At 63.7% G+C, this 20,933-nt stretch carries 15 protein-coding genes; 11 read left to right on the top strand and 4 right to left on the bottom strand.

Translation table 11 applies throughout. The features are described from left to right. Window positions 1-3 precede the first annotated feature (3 nt). The 4 genes from RR51_RS20790 (at window position 4) to RR51_RS20775 (ending at window position 6,009) form a co-directional block, all read left to right on the top strand. Window positions 4-636, top strand: coding sequence for a DsbA family protein (locus RR51_RS20790; RefSeq protein ID WP_015269296.1), 633 nt, complete (start codon window positions 4-6; stop codon window positions 634-636). Then, complete coding sequence (locus tag RR51_RS20785; RefSeq protein ID WP_039614565.1) at window positions 629-2,461, top strand: ABC transporter ATP-binding protein; 1,833 nt, start codon at window positions 629-631, stop codon at window positions 2,459-2,461. The genes RR51_RS20790 and RR51_RS20785 overlap by 8 nt, the downstream gene beginning before the upstream one ends. A gap of 275 nt (window positions 2,462-2,736) precedes the next feature. Beyond that, window positions 2,737-5,193 carry an EAL domain-containing protein gene (locus RR51_RS20780; protein WP_039614564.1) on the top strand — a complete coding sequence of 819 codons (2,457 nt, stop codon included), beginning with the start codon at window positions 2,737-2,739 and terminating at the stop codon, window positions 5,191-5,193. 30 nt (window positions 5,194-5,223) lie between these two features. After that, entirely contained in the window at window positions 5,224-6,009 is a 786-nt protein-coding gene (locus RR51_RS20775; RefSeq protein ID WP_015269299.1) for a TenA family transcriptional regulator, read from the top strand. A gap of 126 nt (window positions 6,010-6,135) precedes the next feature. On the opposite strand, the gene RR51_RS20770 is transcribed toward RR51_RS20775, so the two are convergent. From RR51_RS20770 to ubiG, 3 genes are all read right to left on the bottom strand, one after another. Beyond that, on the bottom strand, window positions 6,136-6,876 hold the full coding sequence (locus RR51_RS20770) for a YciK family oxidoreductase (RefSeq protein ID WP_015269300.1): 741 nt from the start codon (window positions 6,874-6,876) through the stop codon (window positions 6,136-6,138). 152 nt (window positions 6,877-7,028) lie between these two features. Beyond that, the gene (gene mupP, locus RR51_RS20765) at window positions 7,029-7,700 is read right to left on the bottom strand and encodes an N-acetylmuramic acid 6-phosphate phosphatase MupP (protein WP_024086445.1); all 672 of its coding nucleotides are present in this window, start codon (window positions 7,698-7,700) and stop codon (window positions 7,029-7,031) included. Window positions 7,701-7,702: 2 nt separating this feature from the next. Next, window positions 7,703-8,401 carry a bifunctional 2-polyprenyl-6-hydroxyphenol methylase/3-demethylubiquinol 3-O-methyltransferase UbiG gene (ubiG, locus tag RR51_RS20760; protein WP_003260863.1) on the bottom strand — a complete coding sequence of 233 codons (699 nt, stop codon included), beginning with the start codon at window positions 8,399-8,401 and terminating at the stop codon, window positions 7,703-7,705. Window positions 8,402-8,512: 111 nt separating this feature from the next. Here ubiG and mtnA point away from each other — a divergent pair, with 111 nt between their 5' ends. The 7 genes from mtnA (at window position 8,513) to rpsA (ending at window position 20,071) form a co-directional block, all read left to right on the top strand. Beyond that, a complete protein-coding gene (gene mtnA / locus RR51_RS20755; RefSeq protein ID WP_039614563.1) occupies window positions 8,513-9,589 on the top strand; it encodes an S-methyl-5-thioribose-1-phosphate isomerase in 1,077 nt (358 codons plus the stop codon). A 366-nt stretch (window positions 9,590-9,955) separates the two neighbouring features. Then, on the top strand, window positions 9,956-12,721 hold the full coding sequence (gene gyrA / locus RR51_RS20750) for a DNA gyrase subunit A (protein ID WP_039614562.1): 2,766 nt from the start codon (window positions 9,956-9,958) through the stop codon (window positions 12,719-12,721). A 267-nt stretch (window positions 12,722-12,988) separates the two neighbouring features. After that, window positions 12,989-14,074 carry a 3-phosphoserine/phosphohydroxythreonine transaminase gene (gene serC, locus RR51_RS20745; protein ID WP_015269304.1) on the top strand — a complete coding sequence of 362 codons (1,086 nt, stop codon included), beginning with the start codon at window positions 12,989-12,991 and terminating at the stop codon, window positions 14,072-14,074. Next, window positions 14,074-15,168 (top strand): prephenate dehydratase, encoded by a 1,095-nt coding sequence (pheA, locus tag RR51_RS20740; RefSeq protein ID WP_013971453.1) that lies wholly within the window; start codon window positions 14,074-14,076, stop codon window positions 15,166-15,168. The genes serC and pheA overlap by 1 nt, the downstream gene beginning before the upstream one ends. Before the next feature lie 211 nt (window positions 15,169-15,379). Next, complete coding sequence (locus tag RR51_RS20735) at window positions 15,380-17,587, top strand: bifunctional prephenate dehydrogenase/3-phosphoshikimate 1-carboxyvinyltransferase (protein WP_039614590.1); 2,208 nt, start codon at window positions 15,380-15,382, stop codon at window positions 17,585-17,587. Beyond that, the gene (gene cmk / locus RR51_RS20730; protein ID WP_003260862.1) at window positions 17,584-18,270 is read left to right on the top strand and encodes a (d)CMP kinase; all 687 of its coding nucleotides are present in this window, start codon (window positions 17,584-17,586) and stop codon (window positions 18,268-18,270) included. Before RR51_RS20735 ends, cmk begins: the two co-directional genes overlap by 4 nt. 124 nt (window positions 18,271-18,394) lie before the next feature. Further along, complete coding sequence (gene rpsA, locus RR51_RS20725) at window positions 18,395-20,071, top strand: 30S ribosomal protein S1 (protein WP_003252673.1); 1,677 nt, start codon at window positions 18,395-18,397, stop codon at window positions 20,069-20,071. Window positions 20,072-20,314: 243 nt separating this feature from the next. On the opposite strand, the gene RR51_RS20720 is transcribed toward rpsA, so the two are convergent. After that, window positions 20,315-20,770 carry an REP-associated tyrosine transposase gene (locus RR51_RS20720; RefSeq protein WP_039614560.1) on the bottom strand — a complete coding sequence of 152 codons (456 nt, stop codon included), beginning with the start codon at window positions 20,768-20,770 and terminating at the stop codon, window positions 20,315-20,317. Between the last annotated feature and the right edge of the window lie 163 nt (window positions 20,771-20,933).

Below are 20,933 nucleotides of genomic sequence, written 5' to 3'. Positions count from 1 at the left end.
TGCATGTCTGCACGCCTGATCTATGTGATGGACCCGATGTGCTCCTGGTGCTGGGGTTTCGCACCCGTGGCCGCGGCCCTGATCGCCCAGGCGCGTGACGCAGGCGTGCCCACCCGCCTGGTGCCGGGCGGGCTGCGTACCGGCGGCAGTGCCCTGGACAGCTCTACCCGCAAGTACATCCTTGAACACTGGCAGGCCGTGGCCGACGCCACCGGCCAGCCGTTCCGCTTCGAGGGGGCCATGCCCGACGGCTTCGTCTACGACACCGAGCCGGCCTGCCGTGCCCTGGTCACCGCCCGCGAGCTGGACGCCGAACGCGTCTGGCCGCTGCTGGCGCTGATCCAGCGTTCGTTCTACGAGCAGGGCGTGGACGTCACCATTGCGCCGCATCTGGTCGACCTGGCCGAACAGGCAGGCTTCGACCGCACCGTGTTCGCCGAGGCCTTCGCCTGTGCCGACACCCGCGCCGCCACTGCAGCCGATTTCAGTTGGGCTCAGGACCTGGGCATCGCCGGTTTCCCGACCTTGCTGGCCGAACGCAATGGCCAACTGGCCCTGCTGACCAACGGCTATCAGCCGCTGGAGCGCCTGCAACCCTTGCTCGGCCGCTGGCTGCAGCAGGCCGCCTGTGCTTGATGTGCCTGGGTCACCCGACCCGGTGCCGGGCAAGCCTCACACTGCGGCCGATCGACTGAGCTGGGCGGAAATCCGCCGCCTGGCCCTGCATCACAAGAAAAACCTCTGGTCCGCCAACTTCATCGCCGTATTGGCGGCCTGCTGCAGCGTGCCCATCCCGCTGTTGCTGCCGCTGCTGGTGGACGAAGTGCTGCTGGGCCACGGCGATGCCGCGCTGAAGTGGATGAACCACCTGCTGCCGTCCAGCTGGCAGGTGGCGGCGGGCTACATCGGCCTTATGTTGCTGCTGACCCTGTGCCTGCGCCTGGCCGCGCTGGCGTTCAACGTGATCCAGGCCAAGCTGTTCGCCGGCCTGGCCAAGGACATCGTCTATCGCCTGCGCATTCGCCTGATCGAGCGGCTCAAGCGCATCTCGCTGAAGGAATACGAAAGCCTGGGCAGCGGCACGGTAACCACCCACCTGGTCACCGACCTGGACACCCTCGACAAGTTCGTCGGCGAAACCCTGAGCCGCTTCCTGGTGGCCATGCTGACCCTGACCGGCACGGCGGCCATCCTGATCTGGATGCACTGGCAGCTGGCCATGCTGATATTGCTGTTCAACCCGCTGGTGATCTATTTCACCGTACAGTTGGGCAAGCGCGTCAAGCACCTGAAAAAGCTCGAGAACGACAGCACCGCACGCTTTACCCAGGCGCTGGCGGAAACCCTCGACGCCATTCAGGAAATCCGCGCCGGTAACCGCCAGGGCTACTTCCTCGGTCGCCTTGGCCTGCGCGCCCGCGAAGTGCGGGACTACGCCGTGGACTCGCAGTGGAAAAGCGATGCCAGCGGCCGCGCCAGTGGCCTGCTGTTCCAGTTCGGCATCGATATCTTCCGCGCCGCGGCCATGCTCACCGTGCTGTTCTCCGACCTGTCGATCGGCCAGATGCTGGCGGTATTCAGCTACCTGTGGTTCATGATCGGCCCGGTGGAGCAGTTGCTCAACCTGCAATACGCCTACTACGCCGCCGGTGGTGCGCTGAGCCGCCTCAACGAACTGCTGGCACGCGACGACGAGCCGCAGTACCCGGCTGCCAGCGACCCGTTCGCCGGCCGCGAGACGGTGGGCATCGAAGTGCGCGACCTGCGCTTTGCCTATGCCGACGAGCCGGTGCTCGAGCACCTCGACCTGTCCATCGCCCCGGGCGAGAAGGTGGCGATAGTCGGCGCCAGCGGTGGCGGCAAGAGCACCCTGGTGCAGCTGTTGCTGGGGCTTTACAGCGCCCAGGCCGGCACCATCCGCTTTGGCGGTGCCAGCCTGCAGGAAATCGGCCTGGAAACCCTGCGTGAAAACGTCGCGGTGGTGTTGCAGCACCCTTCGCTGTTCAACGACACCGTGCGCGCCAATCTGACCATGGGCCGTGACTGCAGCGACGAGGCCTGCTGGCAGGCGCTGCGTATTGCCCAGCTGGATGCCACCATCGCCGCCTTGCCGCAGGGCCTGGACAGTGTGGTGGGGCGCTCCGGCGTGCGCTTGTCCGGTGGCCAGCGCCAGCGCCTGGCCATTGCCCGCATGGTGCTGGCCGAACCCAAGGTGGTGATCCTCGACGAAGCCACCTCGGCCCTGGATGCCGCCACCGAGTACAACCTGCACCAAGCCCTGGCGCGCTTCCTCAGCGGCCGCACCACACTGATCATCGCCCACCGCCTGTCGGCGGTGAAACAGGCCGACCGGGTGCTGGTGTTCGACGGCGGGCATGTGGCCGAGGATGGCGACCACCAGCAGCTGATTGCCGAAGGTGGGTTGTATGCCAAGCTTTACGGGCACCTGCAGCAGAGCTGAATTTGTGGCTGCCTGTGCGGGCCCCTGTGGGAGCGGCCTTGCGTCGCGAAAGGGCCGCAAAGCGGCCCCAGACAATCAAGGCAGATGCAGAAATTGCCGGGGCTGCTTTGCAGCCCTTTCGCGACGCAAGGCCGCTCCCACAGTGCGAGTTCAGGCCATATGCAAATCACCCCCCTTTCCTGCCATAAAAAACCCAACCGCCGGGATGGCAAATGGCCTACGCTGTGCTTTGTCTGGGTTGATTTGCGCCTTATCTGCTCTGTGACAGGGACTCCATGAAGGGACATCGCACTCTAGAAGCGCCAAAGTTGCTCGGTATCACCTGGCCCTTCATCGCCGTTGTGGTCTTCCAGGTAGCCTTGGGCAGCCTGAGCCTTTATACGCTCTCGGCCGTGCGTGCCTACGTCGCGGGCGAAAGTTTGTGGTCCAAGGCGCAGAAAGACGCCATCTACTACCTCAACCTGTACGCCGAGACCCGCGACGACAGCACCTATCAGCGCTATCGCCAGGCCATCACCGTGCCCCAGGGCGACCACCAACTGCGCGAAGTGATGGACCAGCCCAGCCCCGACCTGGATGCCGCGCGCCAGGCCGTGCTGCAAGGCGGTAACCACCCCGACGATGTCGAGCGGATCATCTGGTTCTACCGTAACTTTCGCAATGTAAGCTACATGCAGACGGCCATCGACTACTGGGACATCGGCGACGACTACCTGGGCAAGCTGGATATGCTGGCCGTGGAAATGCGCAGCAGCTTCGCCGCTGGCCCGGTCGACGCCCGTACGGTAAGCGACTGGAAGGCGCGCATCGTCACTATCAACGAAGGGGTAACCCCGGCCGCCAAGGCGTTCAGCGATGCCTTGGGCGAAGGCTCGCGCATGTTGCTGCGGGTGCTGCTGATCACCAACCTGCTGACCGCAATGTTCCTGATTGCCATTGCCTGGCGCCGCTCCAGCAAGCTGCTGGCCCAGCGCCAGGCCTTTGCCAGCGCCCTGCAAGAAGAAAAGGAGCGGGCGCAGATTACCCTGCAGGCCATTGGCGATGCGGTGATTACCACCGATGTGGAGGGCAGTATCGGCTACATGAACCCGGCCGCCGAACAACTGACCCACTGGCAGGCCGGCCAAGCCCAGGGCCTGCCGTTGTCGGCGCTGTTCAGCCTGGTGGACGAGCAGGCCGAGGAAGACGGCCGCAGCCTGGTCGAGCAGGTGCTCAGTGGCAGCCTCAAGGGCGGCGCCGAGCATGCCCGGCTGATCCAGCGCCTGGACGGCAGCACTGTGTCGGTCAACCTGGTCGGCTCGCCGATCGTCAATGACGGCCAGGTCAGCGGTATCGTGCTGGTGCTGCACGACATGACCCAGGAGCGCCAGTACATCGCCAACCTGTCCTGGCAGGCGACCCACGATGCCCTGACCGGCCTGGCCAACCGCCGCGAGTTCGAATACCGCCTGGAGCAGGCGCTCAATGACCTGGCGCGCCAGGCCGGGCGGCATTCGCTGATGTTCCTGGACCTCGACCAGTTCAAGCTGGTCAACGATACCTGCGGGCATGCCGCCGGCGACGAGTTGCTGCGGCACATCTGCGCCGTGCTGCAGTCCGGCCTGCGCGAAGGCGACACCCTGGCCCGGCTGGGTGGTGACGAATTCGGCGTGCTGCTGGAAAACTGCCCGCCCGACCAGGCCGAGCGCATTGCCGAGCAGCTGCGCCAGCTGGTGCAGAGCCTGCATTTCGTGTGGAAAGGGCGGCCGTTCGTCACCACCGTCAGCGTCGGCCTGGTGCACATGGCCCAGTCCCCCGGCACCCTCGAAACCTCGCTGCGCGCCGCCGACATGGCTTGCTACATGGCCAAGGAAAAGGGCCGCAACCGCGTGCAGGTGTACCATGCCGACGACAGCGAGCTGTCCATGCGCTTTGGCGAAATGGCCTGGATCCAGCGCTTGCACGTGGCCCTGGAAGAAAACCGCTTCTGCCTGTACGCCCAGGAAATCGCCCCGCTGAAAACCTTCGAAGGCCCCGGCCATATTGAGATCCTGCTGCGCCTGCACGACGAAAGCGGGCGTACCATCCTGCCCAGCAGCTTCATCCCGGCGGCCGAGCGCTACGGCTTGATGACCGCGCTGGACCGCTGGGTGGTGCGCAATGTGTTCCTGGTCATCCGCCAGTGCCTGGACGAAGGGCGCGAGGGGCCGCTTTCGATCTGCGCGATCAACCTGTCGGGGTCGAGTATCGGTGACGACAAGTTCCTCGAATATTTGCAACGCCTGTTCGTCGAATACGCTATTCCGCCACGGATGATCTGTTTCGAAATCACCGAAACCAGCGCCATAGCCAACCTTGGCAGTGCCATCCGCTTCATCAACGAGTTGAAGGGGTTGGGTTGTCGCTTCTCGCTCGACGATTTCTGCGCCGGCATGTCGTCGTTCGCCTATCTCAAGCATTTGCCCGTGGATTACCTGAAGATCGACGGAAGTTTCGTCAAGGACATGCTCGACGACCCGGTCAACCGGGCCATGGTCGAGGTCATCAACCACATCGGTCACGTAATGGGTAAGCGCACCATTGCCGAATTCGTCGAAACACCCTTGATCGAGCAGGCCTTGCAGGAAATTGGCGTGGATTATGCCCAGGGCTACCTCATCGAACGCCCCCAGGTGTTCACCTGTGACAGTCTGCAGCGCCAACGGATCGCCGCCCGGCCTCTGTTGCAGCGGGCACCTGGCACGTTTCGCTAGCTAGAAATCACAAGGATCAAGGAGCTGAAAGTGATTGACGCATTCGTTCGTATCGGGCCTTTGATGGATCCCGCCAGCTACCCCCAATGGGCCCAGCAACTGATTGAAGACTGCCGCGAGAGCAAGCGCCGGGTAGTCGAGCATGAGTTCTACGCGCGCCTGCGCGATGGCCAGTTGAAGCAATCGACCATCCGCCAGTACCTGATTGGTGGCTGGCCGGTGGTGGAGCAGTTCTCGCTGTACATGGCCCACAACCTGACCAAGACCCGCTATGGCCGGCACCAGGGCGAAGACATGGCGCGGCGCTGGCTGATGCGCAACATCCGTGTCGAGCTCAACCACGCCGACTATTGGGTGAACTGGTGCCAGGCGCATGGCGTGCACCTGCACGAGCTGCAGGCCCAGGAAGTGCCGCCAGAGCTGAACGGCCTGAATGACTGGTGCTGGCGCGTGTGCGCCACCGAGAACCTGGCCATTTCCATGGCGGCGACCAACTACGCCATCGAAGGTGCGACCGGTGAATGGTCGGCGGTGGTGTGCTCCACCGACACCTATGCGCTGGGTTTCCCGGAGGACCAGCGCAAGCGGGCGATGAAGTGGCTGAAGATGCATGCCCAGTATGACGACGCGCACCCGTGGGAGGCGCTGGAGATCATCTGCACCCTGGCGGGCGAGAACCCGACCCTGGGGCTGCGCAATGAACTGCGCAAGGCGATTTGCAAGAGCTACGACTGCATGTACCTGTTCCTGGAACGGTGCATGCAGCTGGAAGGGCGCCAGCAGGGGCGCATGCGCCCGGTGTTGGCAGCGGGCTGATCGCTCTCCTGTCCCGGCCTCTTCGCGGGTAAACCCGCTCCCACAAGTACTGCGCTGCCCTCATGGGCGGTGAATAACCCTGTGGGAGCGGGTTCACCCGCGAAAGGGCCGGTACAGGCAAAAGCCTTACTGGGCGTTGAACGCCTGCCCATTCACCCCTTTGCTGTCCGGCCCCATCAGGTACAGGTACACCGGCATGATCTCTTCCGGCAGCGGGTTGTTCTGCGGGTTCTCGCTGGGGTAGGCCTGTGCCCGCATCGCCGTGCGCGTGGCGCCCGGGTTGATGCTGTTGGAGCGCACCGGTGCCACGCCTTCCAGTTCATCGGCCAGGGTTTGCATCAGGCCCTCGGTGGCGAACTTAGACACGCCATAGGCGCCCCAGTAGGCCCGGCCCTTGCGTCCGACGCTGCTGCTGGTGAACACCACCGAAGCGTCTTCCGACAGCTTCAGCAGCGGCAGCAGGGTGCTGGTGAGCATGAAGGTGGCATTGACGTTGATGTGCATCACGCGCATGAAGTTGTCACCCGACAGCTGCTCCAGCGGCGTACGCGGGCCGATGATCGAAGCGTTGTTCAGCAGGCCGTCGAGGCGGCCGAACTGGTCTTCGATCATCACCGCCAGTTCGTCGTACTGGTGGGGCAGGGCGGTTTCCAGGTTGAACGGGATCACTACCGGTTGCGGGTGCCCGGCGGCTTCGATCTGGTCGTAGACCTCGTTGAGGTTGGCCTCGGTCTTGCCCAGCAGCAGCACGGTAGCGCCCAGCGCAGCGTAGGCCTTGGCGGCAGCGGCGCCGATGCCGCGGCCGGCACCGGTAACCAGGATGACCCGGCCTTGCAGCAGGTCGGGGCGGGCGGTGTAGTCGAACATGGTAGGTCCTTCGAGTTCGTTGGCGCGGCACCGTACCCTGTGGGAGCGGGTTTACCCGCGAATGCGTACGATCAGGCACCGCTGGCGCCGGGGCTGACGCATTCGCGGGTGAACCCGCTCCCACAGGGGCTGTGCTGCGGTCTAGACGGGGTTCAGCAGCCGCACAGCGCGCTGTCGATCACCTTGCGCAGTTCCAGCGGGTGGTCCACCACCACATCGGCGCCCCAGTTGTTGGGGTTGTCCTCTGGATGAATATAGCCGTAGCGCACTGCCGCCGTGCGAGTACCGGCGTCGCGGCCAGACTCGATGTCGCGCAGGTCGTCGCCGACGAACAGTACACTGGCCGGGTCCAGGCCGAGGGTCTTGCAGGCGAGGATCAGCGGCTCGGGGTCGGGCTTGCTGTTCTTGACGTGGTCCGGGCAGATCAGCAGCGCCGAACGCTCGGCCAGGCCCAGTTGCTGCATGATCGGCTCGGCGAAGCGCACCGGCTTGTTGGTGACCACACCCCACAGCAGGTTGCCTTTCTCGATGTCGGCCAGCAGCTCGGCCATGCCGTCGAACAGCTTGCTGTGCACCGCGCAGTCGCGCTGGTAGCGCTCGAGGAACTCCAGGCGCAGGGCTTCGAAGCCCTCGGCCTCCGGGCTGATGGCGAAGGTCGCGGCGACCATCGCGCGGGCACCGCCGGAGATCACGTCGCGGATCACCTTGTCATCGACGGCCGGCAGGCCGCGCTCGGCGAGCATGGCCTGGCAGATGGCGATGAAGTCCGGCGCCGTGTCGAGCAAGGTGCCGTCCATGTCGAAGAGTACTGCTCGCAAACTCATGTTTATTCCTCGCGCAGGGTCTGGACCATGTAGTTGACGTCGACGTCGCTGCTGAGCTTGTAGTGCTTGGTCAGTGGGTTGTAGGTCAGGCCGATGATGTCCTTCACCTGAAGGCCGGCAACGCGGCTCCAGGCGCCCAGCTCGGACGGGCGGATGAATTTCTTGAAGTCGTGGGTGCCGCGCGGCAGCATCTTCAGGATGTACTCGGCGCCGACGATGGCCAGCAGGTAGGCCTTGGGGTTGCGGTTGATGGTGGAGAAGAACACCTGGCCGCCAGGCTTGACCATGCGGTAGCAGGCGCGGATGACCGAAGACGGGTCGGGCACGTGCTCGAGCATTTCCAGGCAGGTGACCACGTCGAACTGTTCGGGCATTTCCTCGGCCAGGGCTTCGGCGGTGATCTGCCGGTATTCCACCTGCACGCCCGACTCCAGCTGGTGCAGCTGGGCCACGGCCAGTGGCGCCTCGCCCATGTCGATGCCGGTGACCGTAGCGCCGCGCAGGGCCATCGCCTCGCTGAGGATGCCGCCGCCGCAACCCACGTCCAGCACCTTCTTGCCGGCGAGGCTGACGCGCTCGTCGATCCAGTTGACGCGCAGCGGGTTGATTTCGTGCAGCGGCTTGAACTCGCTTTCGCGGTCCCACCAGCGGTGGGCCAGCGCTTCGAACTTGGCGATTTCGGCGCGGTCGACGTTGCTCATTAGAACAGTCCTCTGAAACTTCGCAAAATTGCGCCGGAGTATACCCGAGCGCTCGGCCCCGAGGGTCGCTATAATCGCCGGCTTTTGATATCCGAACGACGGGGAGAGGCGATGCGCGAGCGACTTTTGGCGGCGGAGAAGGTGACCGGGATCCGCTGGCAGGGCGGCGTCCTGCACCTGCTCGACCAGCGCCTGCTGCCGTCGGAAGAGTGCTGGCTGGCCTGCGACAATGTCGCGCAGGTTGCAGCGGCGATCCGCGACATGGCCGTGCGCGGCGCCTCGGCCATCGGCATTGCCGCGGCCTATGGCCTGGTGCTGGCCCTGGAAGAGCGGCTGGCCGAGGGCGGCGACTGGGAAATGGACCTGGAGGAAGACTTCCTTGTCCTGGCTGAAGCGCGCCCTACCGCCGCCAACCTGTTCTGGGCGCTGAACCGCATGCGTGAGCGCCTGCAGCGCCTGCGTCCGGACGAAGACGTGCTGGCGGCACTGGAGGCCGAGGCGGTGGCCATCCACGAGAGCGATCGCGAGGCCAACCTGACCATGGCCCAGCACGGTATCGAGCTGATCCGCCGCCACCAGGGCAACGCCCAGATCCTGCTCACCTATGGCAACGCCGGTGCTCTGGCCTGTGGTGGTTTCGGTACCGCGCTGGGGGTGATCCGTGCCGGTTACCTGGAGGGCATGGTCGAGCGTGTATACGCCGGCGAGACCCGCCCTTGGCTGCATGGTTCGCGCCTGACTGCCTGGGAACTGGCCAACGAAGGCATCCCGGTGACCCTGTGCGCCGACTCGGCGCTGGCCCACCTGATGAAAAGCAAGGGCATCACCTGGGTGGTGGTGGGCGCGGACTGCATCGCCGCCAACGGCGATGTGGCCAGCAAGATCGGCACCTATCAGCTGGCGGTCAGCGCCATGCATCACGGCGTACGGTTCATGGTGGTGGCGCCGAGCACCAGCATCGACCTGAACCTGGCCACGGGCGAGGACATCCCGCTGGAAGAGCGCGCTGCCGACGAGTTGCTGGACATTGGCGGCACCCGCGTGGCGCCGGATGTCGAGGTGTTCAACCCGGTATTCGACGTGACCCCTGCCGACCTGATCGACGTGATCGTGACCGAGCGCGGCATCGTCGAGCGGCCGGATGCCGCCAAGCTGGCGCAACTGATCTGCCGCAAGCGCCTGCACTGATATTCGTAGTGCCTGTGCCGGCCTCTTCGCGGGTAAACCCGCTCCCACAGGGATAGCACAAGGTCTGAGGGCGGTGGTGTACCTGTGGGAGCGGGTTTACCCGCGAAGAGGCCGGCACAGGCTATAAAAAATCCAGATTTACCCTCGTGTGAGGCCACCTGCCACATCTCCCCACCGCCCCTGCCTTTGTGATAACATCCGGCAGTTTCCAAGACCGCCCACCACGGCGGCCTTCATTGCGCAGATCCATGGCACAACTCATTGATTTGTCGTAAGTCGTCGCACCCTTATGCGCTGCGGCGGCGAGCTTCGTTCGGCCCTTGATGGAGCTGCGAAGTTTCACCAGAAAAAGGAATCAGGCTTCTCATGGGCGAACTGGCCAAAGAAATCCTCCCGGTCAATATCGAAGACGAACTGAGACAGTCTTACCTCGACTACGCGATGAGCGTGATTGTCGGGCGAGCGCTGCCCGATGCGCGTGACGGCTTGAAGCCCGTGCATCGTCGCGTTCTCTATGCGATGAGCGAACTGGGCAACGACTGGAACAAGCCGTACAAGAAATCCGCCCGTGTGGTCGGTGACGTGATCGGTAAGTACCACCCGCACGGCGACACCGCGGTCTACGACACCATCGTGCGTATGGCCCAGCCGTTCTCGCTGCGCTACCTGCTGGTCGACGGCCAGGGCAACTTCGGTTCGGTGGACGGCGACAACGCCGCAGCCATGCGATACACCGAAGTGCGCATGGCCAAGCTGGCCCACGAGCTGCTGGCCGACCTGCACAAGGAGACCGTCGACTGGGTGCCCAACTACGACGGCACCGAGCAGATCCCGGCGGTCATGCCGACCCGTATTCCCAACCTGCTGGTCAACGGTTCCAGCGGTATCGCCGTGGGCATGGCGACCAACATCCCGCCGCACAACCTCGGCGAGGTCATCGATGGCTGCCTGGCACTCATCGACAACCCCGAAGTCACCATCGATGAGCTGATGCAGCACATCCCTGGCCCCGACTTCCCGACTGCCGGCCTGATCAACGGCCGCCAGGGCATCATCGAGGCCTATCGTACCGGTCGTGGCCGCATCTACATGCGCGCCCGTTCCGAGATCGAAGACATCGACAAGGTCGGTGGTCGCCAGCAGATCGTGGTTACCGAGCTGCCGTACCAGCTGAACAAGGCACGCCTGATCGAAAAGATCGCCGAGCTGGTCAAAGAGAAGAAGATCGAAGGCATCACCGAGCTGCGCGACGAGTCCGACAAGGACGGCATGCGCATCGTCATCGAGCTGCGTCGCGGCGAGGTGCCGGAAGTGGTGCTCAACAACCTCTACCAGCAAACCCAGCTGCAGAGCGTATTCGGTATCAACGTGGTGGCCCTGGTCGACGGCCGTCCGCGTCTGCTCAACCTCAAGGACCTGCTCGAAGCGTTCGTGCGTCACCGCCGTGAAGTGGTGACCCGCCGTACCGTGTTCGAGCTGCGCAAGGCCCGCGAGCGCGGCCATATCCTCGAAGGCCAGGCGGTCGCGCTGTCCAACATCGACCCGGTCATCGCCCTGATCAAGGCCTCGCCGACCCCGTCCGAGGCCAAGGAAGCCCTGATCTCCACTGCCTGGGAATCCAGTGCCGTGCAGGTCATGGTCGAGCGCGCCGGCGCCGATTCCTGCCGCCCCGAGGACCTGCCGGAGCAGTACGGCCTGCGTGAAGGCAAGTACTACCTGTCGCCGGAACAGGCCCAGGCCATTCTCGACCTGCGCCTGCACCGCCTGACCGGCCTGGAGCACGAGAAGCTGCTGGCCGAGTACCAGGAAATCCTCGAGCAGATCGGCGAACTGATCCGCATCCTCAGCAGCGCCGAGCGCCTGATGGAAGTGATCCGCGAAGAGCTGGAAGCCATCCGCGCCGAATATGGCGATGCCCGCCGTACCGAAATCCTCGATGCGCGCCACGACCTCAACTACGGCGACATGATCCCGGAAGAAGAGCGCGTGGTGACCATCTCCCACGGCGGCTACGCCAAGACCCAGCCGCTGTCCGCCTACCAGGCCCAGCGCCGTGGCGGCAAAGGCAAGTCGGCTACCGGGGTGAAGGACGAGGACTACGTCGAGCACCTGCTGGTTGCCAACAGCCATGCCACCCTGCTGCTGTTCTCCAGCAAGGGTAAGGTGTACTGGCTGAAGACCTACGACATCCCTGAAGCGTCCCGCGCCGCCCGCGGCCGCCCGCTGGTCAACCTGTTGCCGCTGGAGGAAGGTGAACGCATCACCGCCATGCTGCAGATCGACCTCGAGGCCCTGCAGCAGAACGCTGACGCCGACGAAGAGCTGGAGGACGCGGAGGACACCGTGCTCGAAGGCGAAGTGGTCGAGGCCGAGGAAGTGGACGAGGAAGACGGCGACACCCCTGAATGGGTGGCCGAGCCGACCGGCGCCTACATCTTCATGGCCACCGCTTCGGGTACCGTGAAGAAGACCCCGCTGGTGCAGTTCGCCCGTCCGCGCTCCAACGGCCTGATCGCCCTGAAGCTGAAGGAAGGTGACACCCTGATCGCCGCGGCCATCACCGACGGCGCCAAGGAAGTCATGATGTTCTCCGACGCCGGCAAGGTGATCCGCTTCGCTGAAAGCGTGGTGCGCGAGATGGGCCGTAACGCCCGTGGCGTGCGCGGCATGAAGCTGGGCAAGGGCCAGCAGATCATCTCCATGCTGATCCCGGAATCTGGCGCGCAGATCCTCACCGCGTCCGAGCGTGGCTTCGGCAAGCGCACTCCGCTGTCCAAGTTCCCGCGTCGCGGCCGTGGTGGCCAGGGTGTGATCGCCATGGGCACCAAGGGGCGCAACGGTCTGCTGATCGGTGCCATCCAGGTGCAGGAAGGTGAGGAGATCATGCTGATCTCCGACCAGGGCACGCTGGTGCGTACCCGCGTTGGCGAGGTGTCCAGCCTGGGCCGCAACACTCAGGGCGTGACCTTGATCAAGCTGGCTGCCGACGAGACACTGGTGGGCCTGGAGCGTATCCAGGAGCCTTCCGAGGACGAACTCGATGATGGGATCGAGGCGGACGAAGAGGGTGTCGAGGCTGAAGTGCCAGACAACGAAGAAGCTGCTGGCGCCGAAGAGGCCCCGCAGGAGTAAGCAAGCGTAAAACCCGAGCGGGGCGACCAAGGTCGCCCCGTTTGACTGATTACAGCAGGCAATGGCAGGCCCTGAAGGGGCAGGCGGTTTTTTGTAGGAGCAGCCTTGTGCTGCGAATGGGACGCGAAGCGGCCCGGGATTTCAGCGTCAACGCATGGATAGCCGGGGCCGCTACGCGTCCCATTCGCAGCACAAGGCTGCTCCTACAAGAGCGATGCGAGGCCTGCAAGAAACGAATTTGTACCATTTGGCAGAGCGAGAGTGGATGTGAGCAAACGAGCCTTTAACTTCTGCGCAGGCCCTGCCGCGCTTCCTGACGCTGTTCTGCAGCGCGCCCAGGCCGAAATGCTGGATTGGCGTGGCAAGGGCTTGTCGGTGATGGAAATGAGCCATCGTAGCGACGATTACGTGGCCATCGCCGAAAAGGCCGAGCAGGACTTGCGTGACCTGCTGTCCGTCCCCTCCAACTACAAGGTGCTGTTCCTGCAGGGCGGCGCCAGCCAGCAGTTCGCCGAAATCCCGCTGAACCTGCTGCCGGAAAACGGCACCGCCGACTACATCGAGACCGGCATCTGGTCGAAAAAGGCCATCGAGGAAGGGCGCCGCTTCGGCAACGTCAACGTCGCCGCCAGCGCCAAGCCTTACGACTACCTGGCCATCCCGGGCCAGAACGAGTGGAAGCTGACCAAGAACGCTGCCTACGTGCACTATGCGTCCAACGAGACCATTGGTGGCCTGCAGTTCGACTGGGTGCCGGAAACCGGTGACGTGCCACTGGTGGTCGACATGTCGTCCGACATCCTCTCGCGTCCGATCGATGTGTCGCAGTACGGCCTGATCTACGCCGGCGCGCAGAAGAACATCGGCCCGAGCGGCCTGGTGGTGGTGATCGTGCGCGAAGACCTGCTGGGCCGCGCCCGCAGCAGCTGCCCGACCATGCTCGACTACAAGGTCTCGGCCGACAACGGCTCGATGTACAACACCCCGGCCACCTACTCCTGGTACCTCTCGGGCCTGGTGTTCGAGTGGCTGAAAGAGCAGGGTGGCGTCGATGCCATGGAACAGCGCAACCGCGCCAAGAAAGACCGCCTGTACGGCTTCATCGATAGCAGCGAGTTCTACACCAACCCGATCAGCCACAACGCCCGTTCGTGGATGAACGTGCCGTTCCGCCTGGCTGACGAGCGCCTGGACAAGGCCTTCCTCGCCGGCGCCGATGCCCGTGGCCTGCTCAACCTCAAGGGCCACCGTTCGGTAGGCGGCATGCGCGCCTCCATCTACAACGCCCTGGGCCTTGAAGCGGTCGAAGCCCTGGTGGCCTACATGGCCGAATTCGAGAAGGAGCACGGCTGATGTCCGAGCACGAACTGAAGGCGTTGCGCGTTCGCATCGACAGCCTCGACGAGAAGATCCTCGAGCTGATCAGCGAGCGCGCCCGGTGCGCCCAGGAAGTGGCCAAGGTCAAGACCGCCTCGCTGGCGGAAGGCGAAAAGCCGGTGTTCTACCGCCCCGAGCGTGAAGCCGCCGTGCTCAAGCGCGTGATGGAGCGCAACAAGGGGCCGCTGGACAACGAAGAGATGGCGCGGCTGTTCCGCGAAATCATGTCGTCGTGCCTGGCCCTGGAAGAGCCGCTGAAAATCGCCTACCTCGGCCCTGAAGGTACCTTCACCCAGGCTGCGGCCATGAAGCACTTCGGCCACGCGGTGATCAGCCGGCCGATGGCGGCCATCGACGAAGTGTTCCGCGAAGTGGCGGCTGGTGCCGTCAACTTCGGCGTTGTGCCGGTGGAAAACTCCACCGAAGGCGCGGTCAGCCACACCCTGGACAGCTTCCTCGAGCACGACATGGTGATTTGCGGCGAGGTCGAGCTGCGCATCCACCACCACCTGCTGGTGGGCGAGAACACCAAGACCGACAGCATCACCCGCATCTACTCCCACGCCCAGTCGCTGGCCCAGTGCCGCAAGTGGCTGGACGCGCACTACCCGAACGTGGAGCGCGTGGCCGTGTCGAGCAATGCCGAGGCCGCCAAGCGGGTCAAGGGCGAGTGGAATTCGGCGGCCATCGCCGGCGACATGGCGGCCAACCTGTACGGTTTGACTCGCCTGGCCGAGAAGATCGAAGACCGCCCGGACAACTCCACGCGCTTCCTGATGATCGGTAACCAGGAAGTACCGCCGACCGGCGACGACAAGACCTCGATCATCGTTTCGATGAGCAACAAGCCGGGTGCCTTGCACGAGCTGCTGGTACCGTTCCACCAGAACGGCATCGACCTGACTCGCATCGAGACCCGCCCGTCGCGTAGCGGCAAGTGGACCTACGTGTTCTTCATCGACTTCGTCGGCCACCACCGCGACCCGCTGATCAAGGCGGTGCTCGAGCAGATCAGCCAGGAGGCTGTGGCGCTGAAGGTGCTGGGGTCGTATCCGAAGGCGGTGCTTTGATCGAAGATTGCCGGGGCCGCTGTGCGGCCCATCGCGACACGAGGCCGCTCCTACAGGTATTGTGCAGGCCTCGAAACTGTACTGGCCCCTGTAGGAGCGGCCTTGTGCCGCGATGGGCTGCAAGGCAGCCCCAATGGCCCTCACAGGCTGTCTAGATTTCTGAACAGGGTTCGCACCAGTGGTAAAAGCAGTAACAACCAAACCCGCGCCAATCATCAACCGCCTGGTCGTGGTCGGCCTCGGCCTGATCGGTGGCTCGTTCGCCAAGGGCCTGCGTGAAAGCGGCCTGTGCCGCGAAGTGGTCGGTGTCGACCTGGACGCCCCCTCGCGCAAGCAGGCCGTGGCCCTGGGCGTGGTCGATCGCTGCGAAGAAGACCTTGCCGCCGCCTGTGTCGGTGCCGATGTCATCCAGTTGGCCGTGCCGATCCTGGCCATGGAAAAAGTCCTGGCCCGCCTGGCCAAGCTCGACCTTGGCGCTGCCGTCATCACCGACGTCGGCAGCGCCAAGGGCAACGTCGTGCGTGAGGCGCGGGCGGTCTTTGGGGAGCGCTTGCCGCGCTTCGTCCCCGGCCACCCCATCGCCGGCTCCGAGCAGAGCGGGGTAGAGGCCTCCAACGCCACCCTGTTCCGCCGGCACAAGGTCATCCTCACGCCGCTGGCCGAAACAGACCCGGCCGCCCTGGCCCTGGTCGACCGCTTGTGGCGCGAGCTGGGCGCCGATGTGGAGCACATGTCGGTCGAACGCCACGACGAAGTGCTTGCCGCCACCAGTCATTTGCCGCATCTGCTGGCCTTCGGCCTGGTCGATTCACTGGCCAAGCGCAATGAAAACCTCGAAATCTTCCGGTACGCTGCGGGAGGCTTCCGCGATTTCACGAGAATCGCTGGCAGCGACCCGACCATGTGGCATGACATCTTTCTCGCCAACCGCGACGCTGTCCTGCGCACGCTTGATACATATCGCAGCGATCTCGACGCCTTGCGCGACGCGATCGCTGAAGGGGACGGGCACCAGCTGCTGGGTGTATTCACCCGCGCACGCGTTGCCCGCGAGCATTTCAGTAAAATCCTGGCCCGCCGGGCCTATGTGGACGCTATGAACGCCAACGATCTGATTTTCCTGGCCCAACCGGGTGGCCGCCTGTCCGGGCGAATCCGCGTACCGGGCGACAAGTCGATTTCCCACCGCTCGATCATGCTCGGCTCGCTGGCCGAAGGCACCACCGAGGTCGAAGGCTTCCTCGAAGGTGAGGACGCGCTGGCGACCCTGCAGGCATTCCGTGACATGGGTGTGGTCATCGAAGGCCCGAACCACGGTCGCGTGACCATTCACGGCGTCGGCCTGCACGGCCTCAAGCCGCCACCCGGGCCGCTTTACGTGGGCAACTCGGGTACCTCGATGCGCCTGCTGTCCGGCCTGCTGGCCGGCCAGCCGTTCGACGTGACCATGACCGGCGACGCTTCGCTGTCCAAGCGCCCGATGAACCGTGTGGCCAACCCGCTGCGCGAAATGGGTGCCGTGGTCGAGACCGGCCCTGAAGGCCGCCCGCCGCTGACCATCCGCGGTGGCCACAAGCTCAAGGCGCTGACCTACACGCTGCCGATGGCCAGTGCCCAGGTCAAATCCTGCCTGCTGCTGGCCGGCCTGTACGCCGAAGGCAAGACCACCGTCACCGAGCCTGCACCAACCCGTGACCACACCGAGCGCATGCTGCGCGGCTTCGGCTACAGCGTCGAAAGCAACGGCCCGGTGGCCTCGCTGCAGTCCGGCGGTAAGCTAACTGCTACCCGTATCGAAGTACCGGCCGACATTTCCTCGGCGGCGTTCTTCCTGGTGGCAGCGTCCATCGCCGAAGGCTCCGAGCTGGTGCTGGAGCACGTTGGCATCAACCCGACCCGTACCGGCGTGATCGACATCCTGCGCCTGATGGGCGGCGACATCACCCTGGAAAACCAGCGTGAAGTCGGCGGCGAACCGGTGGCCGACCTGCGTGTGCGCGGTGCCAAGCTGAAGGGTATCGACATCCCTGAAGAGCTGGTGCCACTGGCCATCGACGAGTTCCCGGTGCTGTTCGTCGCCGCTGCCTGCGCCGAAGGGCGTACCGTGCTGCGTGGTGCCGAAGAGTTGCGGGTGAAGGAATCCGACCGTATCCAGGTCATGGCCGACGGCCTGATCACCCTTGGCATCAAGTGCGAGCCGACCCCGGATGGCATCATCATCGACGGCGGCCAGTTGGGCGGCGGCGAAGTGCATGGCCACGGTGACCACCGTATCGCCATGGCCTTCAGTGTTGCCTCGCTGCGCGCCAGCGCGCCGATCCGCATCCATGACTGCGCCAACGTCGCAACCTCGTTCCCCAACTTCCTGGCGCTGTGCGCCGAAGTGGGCATCCGCGTGGCCGAAGAGGGCAAGTCGTGAGTGCCCTGGCGCCGGTCATCACCATCGACGGGCCAAGCGGTTCGGGCAAGGGCACGGTCGCCGGGCTGCTGGCCCGCGAACTGGGCTGGAGGTTGCTGGACTCTGGCGCGCTGTACCGTCTGCTGGCGTTCAACGCCAGCAACCACGGCGTCGACCTGACCAACGAAGAGCTGCTGACCAAGCTTGCCGCCCATCTGGATGTGCAGTTCATCGCCGCCGAGCCCGGTAAGCTGCAACAGATCATCCTCGAGGGCGAGGACGTCAGCAACGTCATCCGCACCGAGACCGTTGGTGCCGGTGCCTCGATGGTTGCTTCGCTGCCGGCCGTGCGTGATGCGCTGTTGGTGCGTCAGCGCGAATTCCGCGAGGCGCCTGGCCTGATAGCCGACGGCCGCGACATGGGCACCGTGGTGTTCCCGGACGCGCCGTTGAAAGTCTTCCTCACCGCCAGCGCGGAGGAGCGGGCGCGTCGCCGCTACCTGCAGTTGAAGGGCAAGGGTGAAGATGTTAGTCTGTCGAGTCTGCTGGATGAGATTCGTGCGCGTGATGAGCGCGACACCCAACGTGCAGTGGCCCCGCTGAAGCCAGCGGTCGATGCCATTCAGTTGGACTCTACCGAGTTGTCCATCGAGCAGGTGTTGCAACGTATCAGGAGCGAGATCGCACTGCGCGACCTTCTCTGATAGCCAGGAAAGCAGGCAGGGGCACCAGTCAACGTCCTGCAGGCTTTCCTTTACTTAAAACAAACCCACATTGTCTGGAATGTGGCTATGGGCGTCTGTTTCGCCCGAATCTACAGGAATTAAAATGAGCGAAAGCTTTGCAGAACTCTTTGAAGAAAGCCTGAAAACCCTCAATCTTCAGCCGGGTGCCATCATCACCGGTATCGTTGTCGACATCGACGGCGACTGGGTTACCGTACACGCTGGCCTGAAGTCCGAGGGCGTCATCCCGCTCGAGCAGTTCTACAACGAAGCTGGCGAGCTGACCATCAAGGTCGGTGACGAAGTTCACGTTGCGCTGGACGCGGTCGAAGACGGCTTTGGCGAAACCAAGCTGTCCCGTGAAAAAGCCAAGCGCGCCGAGTGCTGGATTGTTCTGGAAGCAGCTTTCGCCGCCGAAGAAGTGGTCAAGGGCGTTATCAACGGTAAGGTTAAGGGCGGCTTCACTGTCGACGTTAACGGCATCCGTGCGTTCCTGCCGGGCTCCCTGGTTGATGTCCGCCCAGTGCGCGACACCACCCACCTGGAAGGCAAAGAGCTGGAATTCAAGGTCATCAAGCTGGACCAGAAGCGCAACAACGTTGTCGTTTCCCGTCGCAGCGTGCTGGAAGCCGAGAACAGCGCCGAGCGCGAAGCCCTGCTGGAAACCCTGCAGGAAGGCCAACAAGTCAAAGGTATCGTCAAGAACCTCACCGACTACGGCGCCTTCGTGGACCTGGGCGGTATCGACGGCCTGCTGCACATCACCGACATGGCTTGGAAGCGCATCAAGCACCCATCGGAAATCGTTAACGTTGGCGACGAAGTCGACGTACGCGTTCTGAAGTTCGACCGTGAGCGCAACCGCGTTTCGCTGGGTCTGAAGCAGATGGGCGAAGATCCGTGGGTAGCTATCACTGCCCGTTACCCAGAAGGTACTCGCGTACAGGCTCGCGTTACCAACCTGACCGACTACGGCTGCTTCGCTGAGCTGGAAGAAGGCGTTGAAGGTCTGGTGCACGTTTCCGAAATGGACTGGACCAACAAGAACATCCACCCGTCGAAAGTCGTTCAGGTTGGCGACGAAGTGGAAGTCATGGTTCTGGACATCGACGAAGAGCGTCGTCGTATCTCCCTGGGCATCAAGCAGTGCAAGTCCAACCCATGGGAAGACTTCTCCGGCCAGTTCAACAAGGGTGACAAGATCACCGGTACCATCAAGTCGATTACCGACTTCGGTATCTTCATTGGTCTGGACGGCGGCATCGACGGCCTGGTTCACCTGTCCGACATCTCCTGGAACGAAACCGGCGAAGAAGCCGTACGTCGTTTCAAGAAGGGCGACGAGCTGGAAACCGTCATCCTGTCGGTCGACCCAGAGCGCGAGCGCATCTCCCTGGGCATCAAGCAGCTGGAAGACGATCCGTTCTCCAACTTCGTTGCTGTCAATGACAAGGGCGCTATCGTCAAGGGCATCGTGAAAGAAGTTGACGCCAAAGGCGCCATCGTCACCCTGGCCGACGACATCGAAGCTACTCTGAAAGCTTCCGAAATCAGCCGTGACCGCGTTGAAGACGCGCGTAACGTCCTGAAGGAAGGCGAAGAGATCGAAGCCAAGATCATCAGCGTTGACCGCAAGTCCCGCGTTATCAGCCTGTCCATCAAGTCGAAGGACGATGCTGAAGAGCGCGAAGCCATCCAGAGCCTGAAAAACGCTCCGGAAGCGGCTGCCGACACCACCATGGCTGCGCTGCTGCGCGAAGCAATGGCCAAGCAGAACTGAGTTCTGTTTGATCGGTAAAAAAGGGCGACCCTCGGGTCGCCCTTTTTTTTTGGCGTGGATTCAGGTTTGTGTTGTTCGTCGTGGGTTATGTGGCGTCTGGCAGATCGAGCGCCACCCGCGCGACTGGCCGAAACAAACGTAGGAGCGAGCGCAGCTCGCGATGCGCCGCGCGGGCGGCGCTCGATTGACAGGCGCAGACACTCCACCGTCAAACCCTCCCGCTCTACCGCCACCCCCCCCCCCTCAAAGCCAAACCGCATCCCAATGCGGGTAATCGCCGGCCCTGTTAACCAGCCCCGCCCGAATCGGATTGGCCACGATATATCTGGCTACCTTGATAATATCCTCGTCCCGGCGCAAGGCCCTGTCGTAATAACCTGCTTGCCAGATCGGCGACGCCTTCGCCCCGGCCTTGTGCAATGCTCTGCTGGACTGGCACTTGAACCGTTGCATCAGTGTGCCAAGCGTCGTGTTTTTCAATTCGAGCAGCCAATGCACGTGGTCTGGCATCACTACCCACGCTAGAGAATGACAGTGCTGTCTCTGTTCTGCGTGGCGCATGTTGTGGATAGCCAGGCGGGCATAGTGGAAGTTTTGAAACAAAGGTCGGCGTTGGTGGGTAACGGTTGTCAGCAGGTAAAGCCTGCCTGGTACCGAGCATCGTGCATGGCGAAGCCGGTGGCCGTGGGGTTTGAGCATTGTGTTCATCCTTGAGCACGGGCGTATGGTCGTAGCGTAGTTGCGTTGGGCGGATACCGGTGGGGTTTAGGGTTGCAGCATGTAAGTGGATGGCGCGAGGTTTGTGGGTGTGTGGTAGGTCGAGCGCCGCGCGCGGCGCATCGCGAGCTGCGTCGCTCCTACG

Origin of the sequence: Pseudomonas sp. C5pp (assembly GCF_000814065.1) — a bacterium.
In the GTDB taxonomy this organism is placed as follows: Bacteria; Pseudomonadota; Gammaproteobacteria; order Pseudomonadales; family Pseudomonadaceae; genus Aquipseudomonas; species Aquipseudomonas asiatica.
This window is presented reverse-complemented; position numbering and strand designations above follow the sequence as displayed.